This is a genomic window from Arthrobacter sp. LjRoot14 (assembly GCF_964253905.1).
GTDB lineage: Bacteria > Actinomycetota > Actinomycetes > Actinomycetales > Micrococcaceae > Arthrobacter.
In genome coordinates this window covers 1351160-1365865 of the sequence record NZ_CAXURL020000001.1, presented here as the reverse complement: position 1 = coordinate 1365865, position 14706 = coordinate 1351160, and the positions used below count along the sequence as shown (strand labels likewise).

General features: G+C 66.3%; 12 protein-coding genes. 3 read left to right on the top strand and 9 right to left on the bottom strand.

Annotated elements, in window-relative coordinates; genetic code table 11:
• Nucleotides 1–6 precede the first annotated feature (6 nt).
• Nucleotides 7–1506 (bottom strand): NAD-dependent succinate-semialdehyde dehydrogenase, encoded by a 1500-nt coding sequence (locus ACSQ12_RS06285; RefSeq protein WP_436064750.1) that lies wholly within the window; start codon nt 1504–1506, stop codon nt 7–9.
• A gap of 155 nt (nt 1507–1661) precedes the next feature.
• Nucleotides 1662–2534 (bottom strand): 16S rRNA (cytidine(1402)-2'-O)-methyltransferase, encoded by an 873-nt coding sequence (rsmI, locus tag ACSQ12_RS06280; RefSeq protein ID WP_436066948.1) that lies wholly within the window; start codon nt 2532–2534, stop codon nt 1662–1664.
• 195 nt (nt 2535–2729) lie between these two features.
• Between rsmI and ACSQ12_RS06275 the strand changes: the two genes are divergently transcribed.
• Both ACSQ12_RS06275 and ACSQ12_RS06270 read left to right on the top strand, forming a co-directional pair.
• A complete protein-coding gene (locus ACSQ12_RS06275) occupies nt 2730–4436 on the top strand; it encodes a dolichyl-phosphate-mannose--protein mannosyltransferase (protein ID WP_436064749.1) in 1707 nt (568 codons plus the stop codon).
• Nucleotides 4437–4528: 92 nt separating this feature from the next.
• Complete coding sequence (locus ACSQ12_RS06270; RefSeq protein ID WP_436064748.1) at nt 4529–6370, top strand: AMP-dependent synthetase/ligase; 1842 nt, start codon at nt 4529–4531, stop codon at nt 6368–6370.
• 53 nt (nt 6371–6423) lie between these two features.
• Here the strand turns inward: ACSQ12_RS06270 and ACSQ12_RS06265 are convergent, their stop codons facing one another.
• Both ACSQ12_RS06265 and ACSQ12_RS06260 read right to left on the bottom strand, forming a co-directional pair.
• Nucleotides 6424–7602 carry a TIGR01906 family membrane protein gene (locus ACSQ12_RS06265; protein WP_436064747.1) on the bottom strand — a complete coding sequence of 393 codons (1179 nt, stop codon included), beginning with the start codon at nt 7600–7602 and terminating at the stop codon, nt 6424–6426.
• A 122-nt stretch (nt 7603–7724) separates the two neighbouring features.
• Nucleotides 7725–8717, bottom strand: a complete 993-nt coding sequence (locus ACSQ12_RS06260; protein ID WP_436064746.1) for a stage II sporulation protein M — start codon at nt 8715–8717, stop codon at nt 7725–7727.
• Between the two features lie 71 nt (nt 8718–8788).
• Here ACSQ12_RS06260 and ACSQ12_RS06255 point away from each other — a divergent pair, with 71 nt between their 5' ends.
• Entirely contained in the window at nt 8789–9598 is an 810-nt protein-coding gene (locus ACSQ12_RS06255; RefSeq protein ID WP_209746540.1) for an RDD family protein, read from the top strand.
• Nucleotides 9599–9608: 10 nt separating this feature from the next.
• Here the strand turns inward: ACSQ12_RS06255 and ACSQ12_RS06250 are convergent, their stop codons facing one another.
• The 5 genes from ACSQ12_RS06250 to ACSQ12_RS06230 all read right to left on the bottom strand — a co-directional run bounded on the left by ACSQ12_RS06250 (nt 9609) and on the right by ACSQ12_RS06230 (nt 14683).
• Nucleotides 9609–10841 (bottom strand): Ig-like domain-containing protein, encoded by a 1233-nt coding sequence (locus ACSQ12_RS06250; protein WP_436064745.1) that lies wholly within the window; start codon nt 10839–10841, stop codon nt 9609–9611.
• Nucleotides 10842–10961: 120 nt separating this feature from the next.
• Nucleotides 10962–12191, bottom strand: a complete 1230-nt coding sequence (locus ACSQ12_RS06245; RefSeq protein ID WP_436064744.1) for an Ig-like domain-containing protein — start codon at nt 12189–12191, stop codon at nt 10962–10964.
• Between the two features lie 156 nt (nt 12192–12347).
• Nucleotides 12348–13826 carry an adenosylhomocysteinase gene (gene ahcY, locus ACSQ12_RS06240; RefSeq protein ID WP_209746544.1) on the bottom strand — a complete coding sequence of 493 codons (1479 nt, stop codon included), beginning with the start codon at nt 13824–13826 and terminating at the stop codon, nt 12348–12350.
• 112 nt (nt 13827–13938) lie between these two features.
• The gene (locus ACSQ12_RS06235; protein ID WP_436064743.1) at nt 13939–14202 is read right to left on the bottom strand and encodes a Trm112 family protein; all 264 of its coding nucleotides are present in this window, start codon (nt 14200–14202) and stop codon (nt 13939–13941) included.
• A 91-nt stretch (nt 14203–14293) separates the two neighbouring features.
• On the bottom strand, nt 14294–14683 hold the full coding sequence (locus tag ACSQ12_RS06230) for a DUF3499 domain-containing protein (RefSeq protein WP_436064742.1): 390 nt from the start codon (nt 14681–14683) through the stop codon (nt 14294–14296).
• Nucleotides 14684–14706: the final 23 nt, after the last annotated feature.

Below are 14706 nucleotides of genomic sequence, written 5' to 3'. Positions count from 1 at the left end.
GGCGAATCAGCCTGCGTAGGGGTCGGCGATGCCGATGTACTGGGTGTAGAGGTATTCCTCGATGCCCTCGAGGCCGCCCTCGCGTCCCAGGCCGGACTGCTTGACGCCGCCGAACGGTGCTGCTGCGTTGGACACGACGCCGGCGTTAAGGCCGAGCATGCCGGTCTCGAGGCGTTCGCCCATCCGGATGCCGCGGTTCAGGTCGCGCGTGAAGACGTAGGCCACCAGTCCGTACTCGGTGTTGTTGGCGAGGCGGACTGCCTCGTCCTCGCTGTCGAAGGTGATGATCGGGGCCACCGGTCCGAAGATTTCCTCGGACAGGATGCGGGTGCCCTCGGTGACGCCCTTGAGGATGGTGGGCTGGTAGAAGTAGCCCGGCCCGTCCACCGGGCCGCCGCCGGCGACAGCCACCGCACCGGAGTTCACGGCGTCGGTGACGAGCTCGTGGACCTTGTCCCGGCTCTTCGCATCGATCAAGGGGCCCACCTTGGACTCGGGCTCGGTGCCGCGCGCCGTGGTCATCTCGCCCATTTTCGCGGCGAACTTCTCCGCGAACTCGTCCGCGACGGACTCGTGCACGATGAACCGGTTCGCGGCCGTGCAGGCCTCGCCCATGTTCCGCAGCTTCGCCAGCATGGCCCCGGCCACGGCGGCGTCGACGTCGGCGTCCTCGAACACCACGAACGGGGCGTTGCCGCCGAGTTCCATGGAGGTCCGCAGGACTGTTTCGGAGGCGTCCGAAAGCAGCCGGCGGCCCACTTCGGTGGAGCCGGTGAAGGAGAGCTTCCGCAGCCGGGTGTCCTTGATCAGCGGGCCCGTGGTGGCACCGGCCGTGGAGGTCGGGATGACGTTCAGGACACCGGCGGGCAAGCCGGCTTCCTGCATCACGGCCGCGAACAGCTGGGAGGTCAGAGGAGTCAGGTTGGCGGACTTCAGCACCATGGTGCAGCCGGCAGCGACGGCGGGGGCGATCTTGCGGGTGGCCATCGCGAGCGGGAAGTTCCACGGGGTGATCAGCAGGCAAGGGCCCACGGGCTTCTTGGTGACCAGCAGGCGGGACTTGCCGTCCGGGGAGACGGAGTAGCGGCCGAACGCGCGGACGGCTTCCTCGGAGAACCAGCGCAGGAATTCGGCACCGTAGGTGACCTCGCCGCGGGCCTCGGCCAGGGGCTTGCCCATCTCCAGGGTCATCAGCAGCGCGAAGTCTTCCGCCCGGGCCGTGACCATCTCGAAGGCGCGGCGCAGGATTTCCCCGCGCTCACGGGCCGGAACCTTGGCCCAGGAGTCCTGGGCGGCAGCGGCCGCGCCCAAAGCGGCAGCGCCGTCCTCGGGGCCGGCGTCAGCGATGCTGAGCAGGACCTTGCCCGTGGCCGGGTCCTCGACGTCGAACGTCTTCCCGGACGCCGCCGGGCGCCATTCGCCGTTGATCAGCAGGCCGGTCGGAACAGAGGCCAGCAGCTCGCTCTCGCGCTCCGCAGTAACGGTGGGCTGTGCAGTTACAGTCACGATGACTCCCTCGTCAGCAATTGGGGTTGGGGATGGGTTCAGCACTCGGCTGCTTTACAGCCACGGTACTGCCGTGCGCTCCGGAGCGTCTATGCATGTGCGCACTACGAACTTCGGACTTTGCTGTGCAGCTGCACAAGATCCGCGTCCGCGTTCTAGCGGGCAGCCAGGACCGCGGAATAGAGCTCCCTCTTGCTGACTTTTGCGTCCTCGGCCACAGCTGCCACGGCTTCCTTCAGCCTGATGCCTTGCGCGATCAGGCCGTTGACAGCGGCCACATGGTCCTCCGGCTTGCCCGGCTCACGTTCGGGGGCGCCGCCTACCACCACGGCTATTTCGCCGCGCACTTCGTTTGTTTCTGCCCATTTGAGCAGGTCGGTCAGCGGGCCGCGGATGACTTCTTCGTAGGTCTTGGTAAGCTCCCGGCACACTGCGGCCGGACGGTCGCCGCCGAAGCGCTCACGCAGCGCCCGTAGCATCGGTTCCAGCCGGTGCGGCGCCTCGAAGAAGACCATGGTCCGGCGTTCAGCGTCCAGTTCGGACAGCCGGGAGGCGCGCTCTCCGGCCTTGCGGGGAAGGAATCCCTCAAAACAAAAACGGTCCGTGGGGAGGCCGGACAGGGCGAGTGCTGTCAGGACCGCCGACGGCCCCGGCACGGCGGTCACGGTCAGTCCGGCCGCCACAGCACCCTCAACCAGCCGGAAACCCGGATCCGAGACCGCGGGCATTCCGGCGTCGGTCACCATCACGATGGTTTTCCCGGCCCGCACCTGGTCCAGGAGTTCGGCGGTCTTTACGGCTTCGTTGTGCTCGTGGTAGCTGATGATCCGACCGGCCACGGCGACTCCCAGGTTCTGCACCAGCCGGTGCAGGCGCCGGGTGTCCTCGGCGGCAACGATGTCAGCCGTGGTGAGGAGTTCAACCAGCCGGGGAGACGCATCGCCGACATTGCCGATGGGTGTCGCCGCGAGCACGATCCTGCCCGGCTGCCCTTCCGCGGGGCGGGCCGCAGCTTCCCCCGCCGGCACCCAGGCCTCATCCGTGGCTTCCGCCGTCCCGGACACCGAGTCCGGCGGGGTCGAACCTGCCTCTAAAGCCGAACCTTCCTCTGAAGAAGTGCCGGCATCATCGGAGCCGCTCGCGCGGGAAGTACTGAGTTGTTGGTCCACACGACCAGCCTACTGCTGGCAGGCTCTTCCAGCGCCAAAAGGTAGCATGGGCACGTGACGCAGACCTCCGTACCACCTGTCGAGGCCGACCCGGCCAAACCGGCGCAGCCGGCGTCCGCGGCTTTGGGCCGCAACCTTGAGGGCCACCGGTGGATCCGCCGTCCGCGGGAAGCGTTTACGGAAAGTGCCCTGCAGGAGCGGCTGCTCCGGGACATCCGCAGCTGGCGCGACTACCCTCCGTCGCTGCGGCTCTGGTTTTGGCTCATTCCGGCCATCACGGCGGCGATCGGCGGAATCCTTCGCTTCGTCCGCCTTGAGAGTCCACGCAGCCTGGTCTTTGACGAGACCTACTACGTCAAGGACGGGTATTCGCTCCTGGTCAGCGGTTATGAGCGCAGCTGGCCTGACAAGGCCAACGACTCGTTCGTAGCGGGCAACCCGGGCGTCATCCTGTCCTCTCCCGAGTATGTTGTGCACCCGCCGGTGGGCAAGTGGATGATCGCCGCGGGAATGTGGCTGTTCGGCCCGGACAACCCGCTTGGCTGGCGGTTCGGCGCAGCGCTGACGGGGACACTGTCCATCCTCCTGGTCACCCTGATAGCGCAGAAACTCTTCCACTCACTGACGCTGGGGGCCGTCGCAGGCCTCCTGTTGGCAGTGGACGGCCACCACCTGGTGATGTCCAGGACCTCCCTGTTGGACATCTTCCTGATGTTCTGGCTCCTCGCCGCTTTCGGCGCGCTGCTGATGGACCGCGACGACGGCCGGCGGCGGCTGGCCGCCCGGCTGGGGCGCCAGGCCGGCGGCACGGCTGTGGGCAGGCCCTCCGTGGTCCAGCTGGTTTCCGGGCCGTGGCTCGGGATCCGCTGGTGGCGCATCGCAGCCGGAGTCTGCCTGGGACTTGCTGTGGGGACCAAGTGGTCCGCCCTGTTCTTCATGGCCGGCTTCGGGCTGCTGACGGTCTTCTGGGACCTGAGCGCACGCCGGATCGCGGGCATCCGCGGATGGATCAGCGGCGGCATCATCAAGGACGGGATTCCCGCGTTCCTGAGCATCGTGCCGGTGGCCGCCCTGGTCTATGTCTCCACCTGGACCGGCTGGTTCCAGTCAAAGGATGCGTACTTCCGCCACTGGGCCGACACCAACCCGTCAGCCCAGTGGGGATGGGTCCCCGGACCGCTGCGGTCCCTGGCCCACTACCACCTGGAAGCGTACAAGTTCCATCAGGGACTCAGCTCAGACCACCCCTATGAGGCGAGCGCCTGGAGCTGGCTGGTGATGGGGCGCCCCACGTCCTTCTTCTACGAGTCCCCCAAGCAGGGAAGCCCCGGCTGTGACGTCGCCAGCTGCACGTCGGCCATCCTTTCGGTGGGCAATCCCCTGATCTGGTGGAGCGCCACCGTCTCGCTGGTGATCCTGTTGTTCTGGTGGGCAGGCCGCCGCGACTGGCGTGCCGGTGCCATCCTGGCGGGGGTCGCCGTGGGCTACCTCCCCTGGTTCATGTATCCGGAACGGACCATGTTCACCTTCTACGCCGTGTCCTTTGAACCGTTCCTGGTGCTTGCCCTGACCTATTGCCTTGGCCTGGTGCTCGGGCGGCCGCAGGACCCGCTGTGGCGCCGGCGATCGGGGCTCTACCTGGTGGCGGTGTTCGTGGCCGGGGCAGTGCTGCTCTCTGCGTTTTTCTACCCCATCTGGACCGCGGAAATCATCCCGTACCAGGAGTGGCGGTTCCGAATGTGGATGCCGTCCTGGATCTAGGGCAGTATGGCAGGGGTGCCGCGGGCGTTGGAACCGCAGGAGATGGAACGGGTATCGGGAAACCAATCACGGATCCGGAACGGAGACAGGCTGTGAGAGAAGCAAGCACTGAACTGCTCGTGGAGCTGGATCAGGACAGCAACGTGACTGACCTGCTGCTCGGGCAGCACGCCAAAGACCCCTCCCATGCCGCGTACGCCCGCAAGGGCCCCAACGGCTGGGTTGACATCCCTGTACAACAGTTCCTGGACAAGGTCATGGCACTGGCGAAGGGACTGATCGCGGGGGGCCTGGCCCCGGGCGACACCGTGGCCGTGATGTCCGGAACCCGGTACGAATGGACCCTGGTGGACTTCGCCATCTGGTTCGCCGGCGGCGTGACCGTTCCGGTGTATGAAACCTCCTCGGCAAGCCAGGTCGAGTGGATCCTGCATGACTCGGGCGCCCGCAGGGTGTTTGTTGAGGACCAGGCCAAGGCTGAGCTCGTGGCCGGTGTCCTGGCCCACTCCGAACTGCTCGGCGATGCAGTGGTGACGGTCGTGCGGATGGACGACGACGGCGGCGCACCCAACCTGGCCAGCCTCGCCGCCGCCGGCGCCGGCGTCACCGACGCGGAGCTGGAGAGGCACCGCAGCACCGCAGTCCTCGCCGACGTCGCCTCGCTGGTGTACACGTCCGGAACTACGGGCAAGCCCAAGGGCTGCGAGATAACGCACGGCAACTTCGCCCTGGTGGCCACCAACATCGTGGAGTTCCTCCCCGAGATCCTGCGGCAGGAGGGCGCCCGGACGCTGATGTTCCTCCCCCTGGCCCACGTCCTGGCCCGCGCCGTCCAGGTGGTGTGCCTCAGCGCCGGGGCCACCCTGGGCCACACCGCCGGCGCCGCCCAGCTGCTGGAGGACCTGGCGACGTTCAAACCCACTTTCCTGCTGGTGGTACCCAGGATTTTTGAGAAGGTCTATGCGGGGGCCAGCCACAAGGCCGCCCTGGCAGGCAAGGAACGGCTGTTCGCCGCTGCCTCCGCGGTGGCCATAGATTACTCCAAGGCACTCGACGCCGCGGCCCGCGGAAAGGGCAGCGGCCCCAGCTTCATGCTCCGCGCCAGGCACGCCCTCTTCGACCGGCTGCTGTACCCCAAACTCCGACAGGCCTTCGGCGGGCAGGTGAAGTACACGGTTTCCGGCGCCAGCCCGCTGAGCTCCAATGACGCACACTTCTTCCGTGGCGCCGGCATACCGGTGCTGGAAGGCTACGGACTCACCGAAACCACGGCCCCATGCACCGCCAACACCCCGTCGCGGACCAAGGTGGGCACTGTGGGCATTCCCGTGCCGGGCACCACCATCCGGGTGGCCGACGACGGCGAGATCCTGGTCAAGGGCATCGGCGTTTTCAAGGGCTACCACGCCAACGAGGCAGCCAACGCGGAAGCGTTCGTGGACGGGTTCTTCCGCACCGGAGACCTCGGTTCGCTGGATGAAGACGGTTTTCTCACCATCACCGGGCGCAAGAAGGACCTCCTTGTCACTGCCGGGGGCAAGAACGTGGCGCCTGGCCCGCTCGAGGAAAAGATCCGGGAGCACCAGCTGGTGGCCCAGGCAGTGGTGGTGGGAGACGGTCGGCCGTTTGTCTCCGCACTGGTCAACCTTGATCCGGAAGGCCTGGAGAACTGGTGCTCCGCCCAGCGGATCGCGGTCATGGGCCTGACGGAGGCCACTTCCGACGCCCGGGTCCGTGAGGCCGTCCAGGGCGCAATCGACCAGGCCAACCTGCTGGTCTCGAAAGCGGAGTCAATCCGCAGCTTCGTGCTGCTGGATGCTGATTTCACCGTTGAGTCCGGTCATCTGACGCCGTCACTGAAACTGAAGCGGGCCGCCGTCGTACGCGACTTTGAAGCGCACATCAACGGCCTGTACGCCCAGAACAAAAAGTGAAGGCGACCGGCACAAGTGCCGGTCGCCTTCACTGTATGGTCCAGGGTCCTCCCTTACAGGGCGGCGGAGTTTCCCCGCGCGCGTCCCGGCGCGGCGTCAGGACGATCCGAGGCGCCGGCGTCGCTGTCCTTGGACGGCGTTTCGGCGGCGTCCGCATCCTTGGCAACGACGTCCTTGGCAATTCCGCGGCGCTTCCGGGTGGGCCAGGTGAGGATCAGGGTGACGACGGAAGCGATCAGCACCAAGGCACCGATGACGATTCCGGCGTCAACCCAGAACTGGCCCGGGAACAGCCGGATGAGGGTGTCATCCAGGGCAAATGTCCAGGTCCCGTTGGCGAAGAAGATCCGGTGGAACTCGGTGAAGAACTGCTGCCAGCTGAGCGCAGCCAACGTGCCCAGCCCAAGAATGACCACGAGCGTGACGATGGCGCCGGCAAAAAGCCCGCGGCGCACTCCGCCGGTGCTTCGGCGGCGAAGGTAGACAATAGCGACGATGCTCAGCAGAATCAGCAGCGCACCGCCGGCGAACGCCGAGAGGATCACCAGTTTGACGTCCGCCATGTGGCTGACCTCGCCCTCCTGGAACAGCGCATCGCCGCTACGGTTGACGAGTTCGCCGAGATACCGTGGACCGGACCAGTTGCTGAGGTAATCCACCGCGTAGGAGCCGTAGGTCATGCGGTCATCCGTGCTGAAACCGTAGCCGTCGCCGGGGAAGCCCGGACGGTTGTACTCCACCCAGAGGAACAACGGGCTGGTGACGGCCCGGACGGCGAGGACCAGGAGGATCAGAGGATAGAAGACAGCCAGCAGGACCTGCATCACGCGGGGCAGGACCGGCTTGGTGTTGGCCGCAAGCTCACGCTCGGCGTTCCGGCGCTCCACTTCGTCCCGGGGCGGCCGCACCTGGAGGGCGGAGGTGGGCAGCGGTTCCCGGAAATGCGTCCCCCTCCCCTGCGGTTCGGGGGCAGGCTCGACAGCGGCCTCAGCGGCCTTGCGGTCGGCGCGGCTCCCTGCCTGCGGCGCAGCGGTGCCGGCGGACGCTGCCGGCTGGTCCTTGCCCGCGTCAGGGGAGGTCTTTTCGGCCGGGGTTGTTCCCTTTGCCGCAGCGGCAGTGCCTGCCCCGGCACCGGCGGGCTTCATCCAGTCAAAAGCGGGTTCATCGGTGTCATCGGCCGGATCCAGGTGCGGATCCTGCCGGTTCGGCGGGGTGGGCGTCTTCTCAGTCACTGCAGTTTCACTTCCGTAGGCGTCCGCGTCGCCGGGAACCGCCAGGCAACGCTACTTATCTCCAGATGAGCCTACCGTCAGGCACTCCGTGGCGGCAGGTGCCACCCCGTTCCGGAACGTATTCAGGCAGCCAATGCCGTGTATCCGGCATCGGCGCCTTCCAGGTCGCCGGTGGCACCCGACCGGTACGCACGCCTGCCCCATACCAGGACATAGATCCAGTAGGCAGCCAGGACAGCCGCGCCGATGCTGATCTTGGCCCACACCGGAAGACTGCTGGGTGTTACGAAACCTTCCACCAGGCCGGAGACGAACAGCACCAGGACGAGGCCCACGGCAACGGTAATCAGGGAGCGTCCCTCAGCCGCCACCGCCTGGCCCCTGGTCCGGGGCCCCGGTGAAACCAGCGCCCAGAAGATCTTCAGGCCCCCCGCGCAGGCGATGAACACTGCGGTGAGTTCCATCAGCCCGTGGGGAAGGATGTAGCTGAAGAAAACATCTGACTGGCCGACGGCGGCAAAGACGCCCGCGGCGACCCCCAGCCCCTGGGCGTTGCCAAAGAGGATCATGGGAACCCAGAAGCCGGTGATGCCCAGGGCCACCGCCTGTGCCGAGATCCAGGCATTGTTGGTCCAGACGGCGCCGGCGAAGGACGCGGCGGGATTCTCCGAGTAGTAGTCGATGAAATCCTGTTCGACATACTGCTTGATGGCCGCATCCGAGCCAAGGGCCCGGAGCGCATCGGGGGACGTTGAGATCCAGAGTGCGTACGCGCCCGCGACCAGGCAAAACGCCACACCGCACCAGACGGTGAGCCAGCGGAGCCGGTAGAACGCGGCCGGCAGCGCTATGACGAAGAACCGGGCCAGGTCGTCCATGAAGTTGGAGCGGGCCCCGGTGAAGCGTGTTCGGGCCTGGGCCAGTGTGGCCGACAGGGAGGCAGACAACCCGCTTTCGGGTGCCACGGAGCGAATCAGGGAAAGGTGCGCCGACGTGGTCTGGTAGAGGCGCAGCAGTTCATCCGCTTCGCTTCCGCTAAGCCGCCGCTTGTACGCCAGCACGTGCAGCCGCGCCCACTTGTCCCCGTTGACCGCGGAGAACGCATCCATGTCCACGCCACTACCCTAGCGCTCCCGGATTAGACTGTGAGCGTCCGTAGGCGGCGTGTAGGGGACGGGGACCCGGTTTGAGCTCAATCATCACAGGTGAAGCAGTGGTACTGGAGCTCCGCCCGGCGTCGTTCGCCGCAAGGGCACTGGGCCTGATTCTGGACGTCGCTGCCAATGTGGTCCTCCTCATTGTGCTGATCACAGTGATTTCGTCGGCCTACGACGACCTGGACGACGCGGCGGCCCGCGCCCTGGTTCTGGTCAGTGTGGTCTTCTGCTTAGTGATCCTCCCGGTGGCGGTGGAAACCCTCACCCGCGGCCTCTCTCTGGGGAAGCTGGCGGCAGGGCTTCGGATCGTACGGGACGACGGCGGCGCCATCCGCTTCCGTCACGCTGTGATCCGCGGCCTGATCGGCTTCCTGGAGATCTACCTGACGTTCGGCGGCCTGGCCATCGCCGTGGCGTTGTTCAATGACAAGTCCAAGCGGCTCGGCGACATCGTGGCAGGAACATACTCCCTGCGGCGCCGGGTCCCGGCGGAACCACCGTTCGTCCCGTTTGTACCGCCGCACCTGCGGGCCTGGGCGGCGCTGGCTGACATCGGCCGGATACCGGACGCCGTAGCCCGCCGCTCGTCGCAGTTCATCCGGCAGGCAGGCCGGATGTCGCCGGCGTCGCGCGCTTCCATGGCGGCGTCGCTCGCCACTGAGGTCTCGGCCTGTGTCGCTCCCCCGCCTCCGGCCGGCACGGGACCGGAAGAATACCTGGCCGCAGTGCTGGTGGAACGCCGCGAGCGGGAACTGGCCCGGCTGAGCCGGGCACGGGCACGAAGCACGGGTGTAGGGGAACGGCTGAACCGGCTGCCCTACAGCCGGGACACGCCGTAACCCGCGCTTCTCAGCGCTTGGCGTACTGCGCCCAAGGAATGTTCCAGTCGCCATAGCCCTCCAGCGGTTCCACGGGAGGGGCGCCCGTGTTGAGGGTCTGGACGACGTCGCCGGTCTTCATGTTGTTGAAGAACCAGGCCGCGTCCGCCGGCAGCAGTCCGACGCAACCGTGCGAGACGTTTGCCTTTCCGACATAACTCCACGCGGATTCGAGTGCCTGGTGGACATAGACGCCGGACGAGGTGAGCCGGTTGGCGTATTCCACGGTCAGCGGCGGGTAGTAGCCCTTGTCGCCGGGCTTGAGGCCAATGCTTCCGGCGTTGAACTTGGAGTGGCGTTCCTGCTCCATGATCACGGCGTACCCGGTGGGCGAGAGCCACTCGGCATCGCCGAGTGTCACGGGGGCGGTCCTGACCAGTTGGCCGTCAAAGTAGACGTTCATCGTCTTGGTGACATCATCCACGACGGCCACGCGCTGCGGGCCAACCTTGAAGCTGACCTTGGTGTCGACGTTGCCCACCATCTTGTTCCCGAAGTCCACGCCGAACAGCTTAAGGTCAACGGTGACCTGGCTTCCGGATGCCCAGAACGCCTCGGGACGGATTCGCACGCGCTGGTCCGAGTACCACCGCCAGGCGACTGCCTGGCCCGAGGACGAGGTGACGGTCACGGCTTTCTCCATAGCCACCTTGTTCAGGACCGGCTCGGAGAAGACGATTTCAATCGGCTGGCCCGATCCCACGGTGGAACCGTTCTGCGGGTAGACGGCGGCATCGGCCTCGTTGGCTGCGGCCACCGTGGTGAAGGTCTGCGTCTTCTTCGTTTCGCGGCCCGCCTGGTCCACGATTGTAAAGGCGTAGTCGTAGGCCGCGTCGAACTCAAGGGGGTCCATTGCGGTCCAGGTGGACCCGTCGGCGCTGAGTGTGCCCTTGACGGGTTCGCCGCCGTCGGCAGTTGCCAGGACAACGTCCTTTACGGTGCCGTTGACGGCTTTGACCGACGGCGCGACGGCGGGATTGACTCCCGCGGCGCCGTCCGTGGGGGTTACGCCGAGCTCGACTGCCTTGACGACAGGAGCAGCGAGCCCCGGTTCGTTGCGGACCGGGCTGGAAGACTCCGACTGGAACGCGGGCTCCGCCCAGCTGGGGGCAGTGGCAACGCCGATGCCGCCGGCAGCAACCGCGGCGCAGATGGCCACGACGCCCAGAATTTTCATGGTTTTCCGCTTGTGGACTACAGTCATGACCTTCTCCATGTCCCCCGACAGGCCATTGATCAGCCCCAATACCGTCTCGGTCTCATTCAGTGGAGCGCCCTTCAGCTCCCAGCACTGACCAGACGATTTTACCGCACGGCGGGTGGGTCAATTGGCGTACTGGGGCCAGGGGATGTTCCAGTCGCCGAACCCGTCGTCGAAGTTGGCGTTCTCGCCCTCGGTGTTGACCACCTGGACGACGTCCCCGGTGGTCATGTTGTCGAAGACCCATTTGGCGCCGTCCGGGCCGAGCCCGATGCAACCGTGCGACAGGTTGGCCACACCGATGTAGGGCATCGCGGAGTCCGTGGCCTGGTGGATGAACTCTCCGCTGGGCGTGAGGCGCGTGGCGTAGTTAACGTCAAGCTCGCCGTAGTAGGCCGGGTCGTCCGGCTTCAGCCCGATGCTGGAGGCAGACATGTGCTCCACGCGGTACTTCTCCATGAACACAAGGAAGCCCCGGGCCGACGGGAACCGGGTATCACCCATGGTGGCAGGCCATGAGCCCGCCGGTTTGTCATTAACGCTCACCGAAAAGGTGTGCGCCGTGGCGTCGGCGACGGCGACTTTCTTGTCGCCGATGTGGACCGTGACCAACTTGTTGAAGTTTCCGATCTGCCCGTTGCCGAGATCGACGCCGAACAACTGCATGTCCATGGTCACCGTGCTGTTGGCGGCCCAGAAGTTCTCGGCCCGGTACCGCACCATGCTGTCGCTGAACCAGTGGAATGCGCCCGCCTGGCCGGATGTCGAGGAGATCTTGATGGCCTTCTCCACTGCATCCTTGTTCAGCACGGGTTCGCTGAACGTGATCTGCAGCGGCTGCGCTACGCCAACCTTCATGCCGTCCAGAGGGTAGACGGCGGCGTCCGCTTCGTTGGCCGTCGTCACAGTGGTGAACGTGCGTGTGTCATTGGTCTTGCGGCCTGCAGCGTCAGTCACCACGAAGTTGTAGGTGTAGCTGCTGTTGAACTGCAGGGGGCCGACGGCTGACCAGCCGGCTCCGTCCGGGCTGAGGCTACCCTCGACCGCTTTCCCGTCGCTGTCCGTCAGGGCCACGCGGTCAATGCTTCCGTTGGTGACGCGGAGCGACACCGGCGCTGCCGGATTCACCTGCTGTGCACCGTCGGCCGGGGAGGCCGCAAGCTGCACCGGCGCCACCACCGGTGCCGCCAGTCCCGGCGTCGAACGTTCAGCAGAACCGGCCTCGGATTCAAAGGCGGCGCGGCCGGAACCCGGGGCGACGGCGGCGAAAACTCCCCCGCCTGCGGCCAGCAGGCAGAGTGCTCCCAGCAGGAGCACCTTCCTGGTGGTGGTCCGGTGTTCCCGCGCCGTCATGGCCTTGGGACCATTGCAGTCATCATGGTCCCAGCCTAGGCCACCCACCTTGGAGTTCACGGGGAAACCGGCAACACAAGGGCCAATAAGATGGGCCCCGGATCTCGCTCCGGGGCCCATCGGGTTCAGCTTTCTGCCGGGATGGCAGCCTCAGTCCTAGTAACGGTAGTGATCCGGCTTGTACGGGCCTGCAACGTCCAGTTCCAGGTACTCGGCCTGTTCCTTGGACAGTTCCGTCAGCTCGACGCCCAGGGCATCCAGGTGCAGCCGGGCGACCTTCTCGTCGAGGATCTTCGGGAGCACGTAAACCTGGTTTTCGTATTCCCGCTCACCCTCGGGCTGGTCCCGCTTGGTGAAGAGTTCAATCTGCGCGATGGTCTGGTTCGCGAACGAGTTGCTCATCACGAACGACGGGTGGCCGGTGGCGTTGCCCAGGTTCAGCAGGCGGCCTTCGGAGAGGACGATGATGGACCGCTCGTCCGCGGTGCCGGCGTCGAAGACCCACTCGTGCACCTGCGGCTTGATTTCAACCTTCTTGATGCCCGGAATCCGCGCCAGGCCGGCCATGTCGATCTCGTTGTCGAAGTGGCCGATGTTGCCGACGATGGCCTTGTCACGCATGCCGGCCATGTGCTCGGCCATGATGACGTCCTTGTTCCCGGTGGTGGTGATGAAGATGTGTCCTTCGCTGAGGACGCTCTCCAGCTTGGCCACCTGGTAGCCGTCCATGGCTGCCTGCAGGGCACAGATCGGATCGATCTCGGTGACAATCACGCGGGAGCCCTGCCCGCGGAAGGCCTCCGCAGCGCCCTTGCCGACGTCGCCATAGCCGCAGACGACGGCGATCTTGCCGCCCATCAGGACGTCTGTGGCGCGGTTGATGCCGTCCGGCAGCGAGTGGCGGATGCCGTACTTGTTGTCGAACTTGCTCTTGGTCACCGAATCGTTGACGTTGATGGCCGGGAAGAGCAGCTTGCCCTGCTCCGCCAGCCGGTAGAGACGGTGCACGCCGGTGGTGGTTTCCTCCGTCACGCCCAGCAGGCGGGAGCCGATGCGGGTCCACTTCTGTGCATCCGCAGCCAGCGACGCACGCAGGACGTCAAGGAAGACCCGCCCCTCATCGGACTCGTCCTCTGCCGCCGCCGGGACGGAACCGAGGGCCTCGAACTCAGCGCCCTTGTGCACCAGCATGGTGGCGTCGCCGCCGTCGTCGAGGATCATGTTCGGGCCAAGGTCCGGGTTGCTGTCCGCCCCGGGCCAGGTAAGGATCTGCTCGGCCGTCCACCAGTATTCCTCCAGGGTTTCGCCCTTCCAGGCGAAAACGGGGACGCCCTGCGGGTCCTCAACCGTGCCCTGGCCCACCACGACGGCGGCCGCGGCCTCGTCCTGGGTGGAGAAGATGTTGCAGGAAGCCCAGCGGACCTCGGCGCCCAGGGCTGTGAGGGTTTCGATCAGCACGGCGGTCTGGACGGTCATGTGGAGTGAACCGGCAATCCGGGCACCCTTGAGGGGCTGGCTGGCGCCGAACTCTTCGCGCAGGGACATCAGCCCGGGCATCTCGTGCTCCGCGAGGCGGATCTGGTGGCGGCCGGCCTCAGCCAGGGAGATATCAGCAACCTTGTAATCGAAAGTCATGTGAGTCCTTGTGTTGTATCCGGAAAATTCTGGAACGGCGGAAGTGGAGGCCCGTTCGGCGATCTATGGGAAGTTCGGCGCCAAGCGGACGGGCGATGGGCCGGCCGGGCAGTTATTCGGCGCTGGAGGCGCCCGACGCTGCGGTGCCGGCCACTGCGCCCGGGCCGCCGTCGTGCTGGTCCGAAGGCGCAGCGTTCGCGGCAGAGACCAGCTCCGGCGGCAACAGCAGCGGGATGCCGTCCTCAATGGCGTAGCGCAGCTTTTCCCCGGACTGCCCGGCGGCGGTGGAGACGAGTTCCTCGCCCTCCTGAACCAGCGTCGAGCCGGTAACGGGGCAACGCAGGACAGACAACAGGTCAGGACTGATCTTTGGCATGGTGGATGCTCCCTGATAGGCGCCGCAGCAGGCGCCGGTGGCCGATGGATTTGCAGCTTCCAGCGTACAAGCTTCGTGGCGGGACCGCGGCTTAGGACGGCTCGCGGAGGACGCGCAGGTGTCCCCTCCGGGCGCCTTCCGCAGGCGGCGGGGCTTCAAGCGCGGCATGCGCCGAACGCTGGCCCGGCGGGGAATCCGCAGACGACGGCCGCAACGCCGCCTCGCGGACGGCGTTGGCGAGGGCCAAAAGATCATCGGGCCCCGGCTGGGGCGGCGTGGCGGGCATGGCCAGGCGCAGCACTTCCCAGCCCCGCGGCACCGTCAGCGACCCCGCGTGCTGTTCGCACAAATCGTAACAATGGGGCTCCGCGTACGTAGCCAGCGGGCCCAGGACAGCCGTGGAGTCCGCGTAGACGTACGTCAAAGTTGCCACCGCCGAATTGCGGCAGGCTGATCTTGAACATTGACGAATAGCACCCACGACATCACAGACTACTCCCCGTT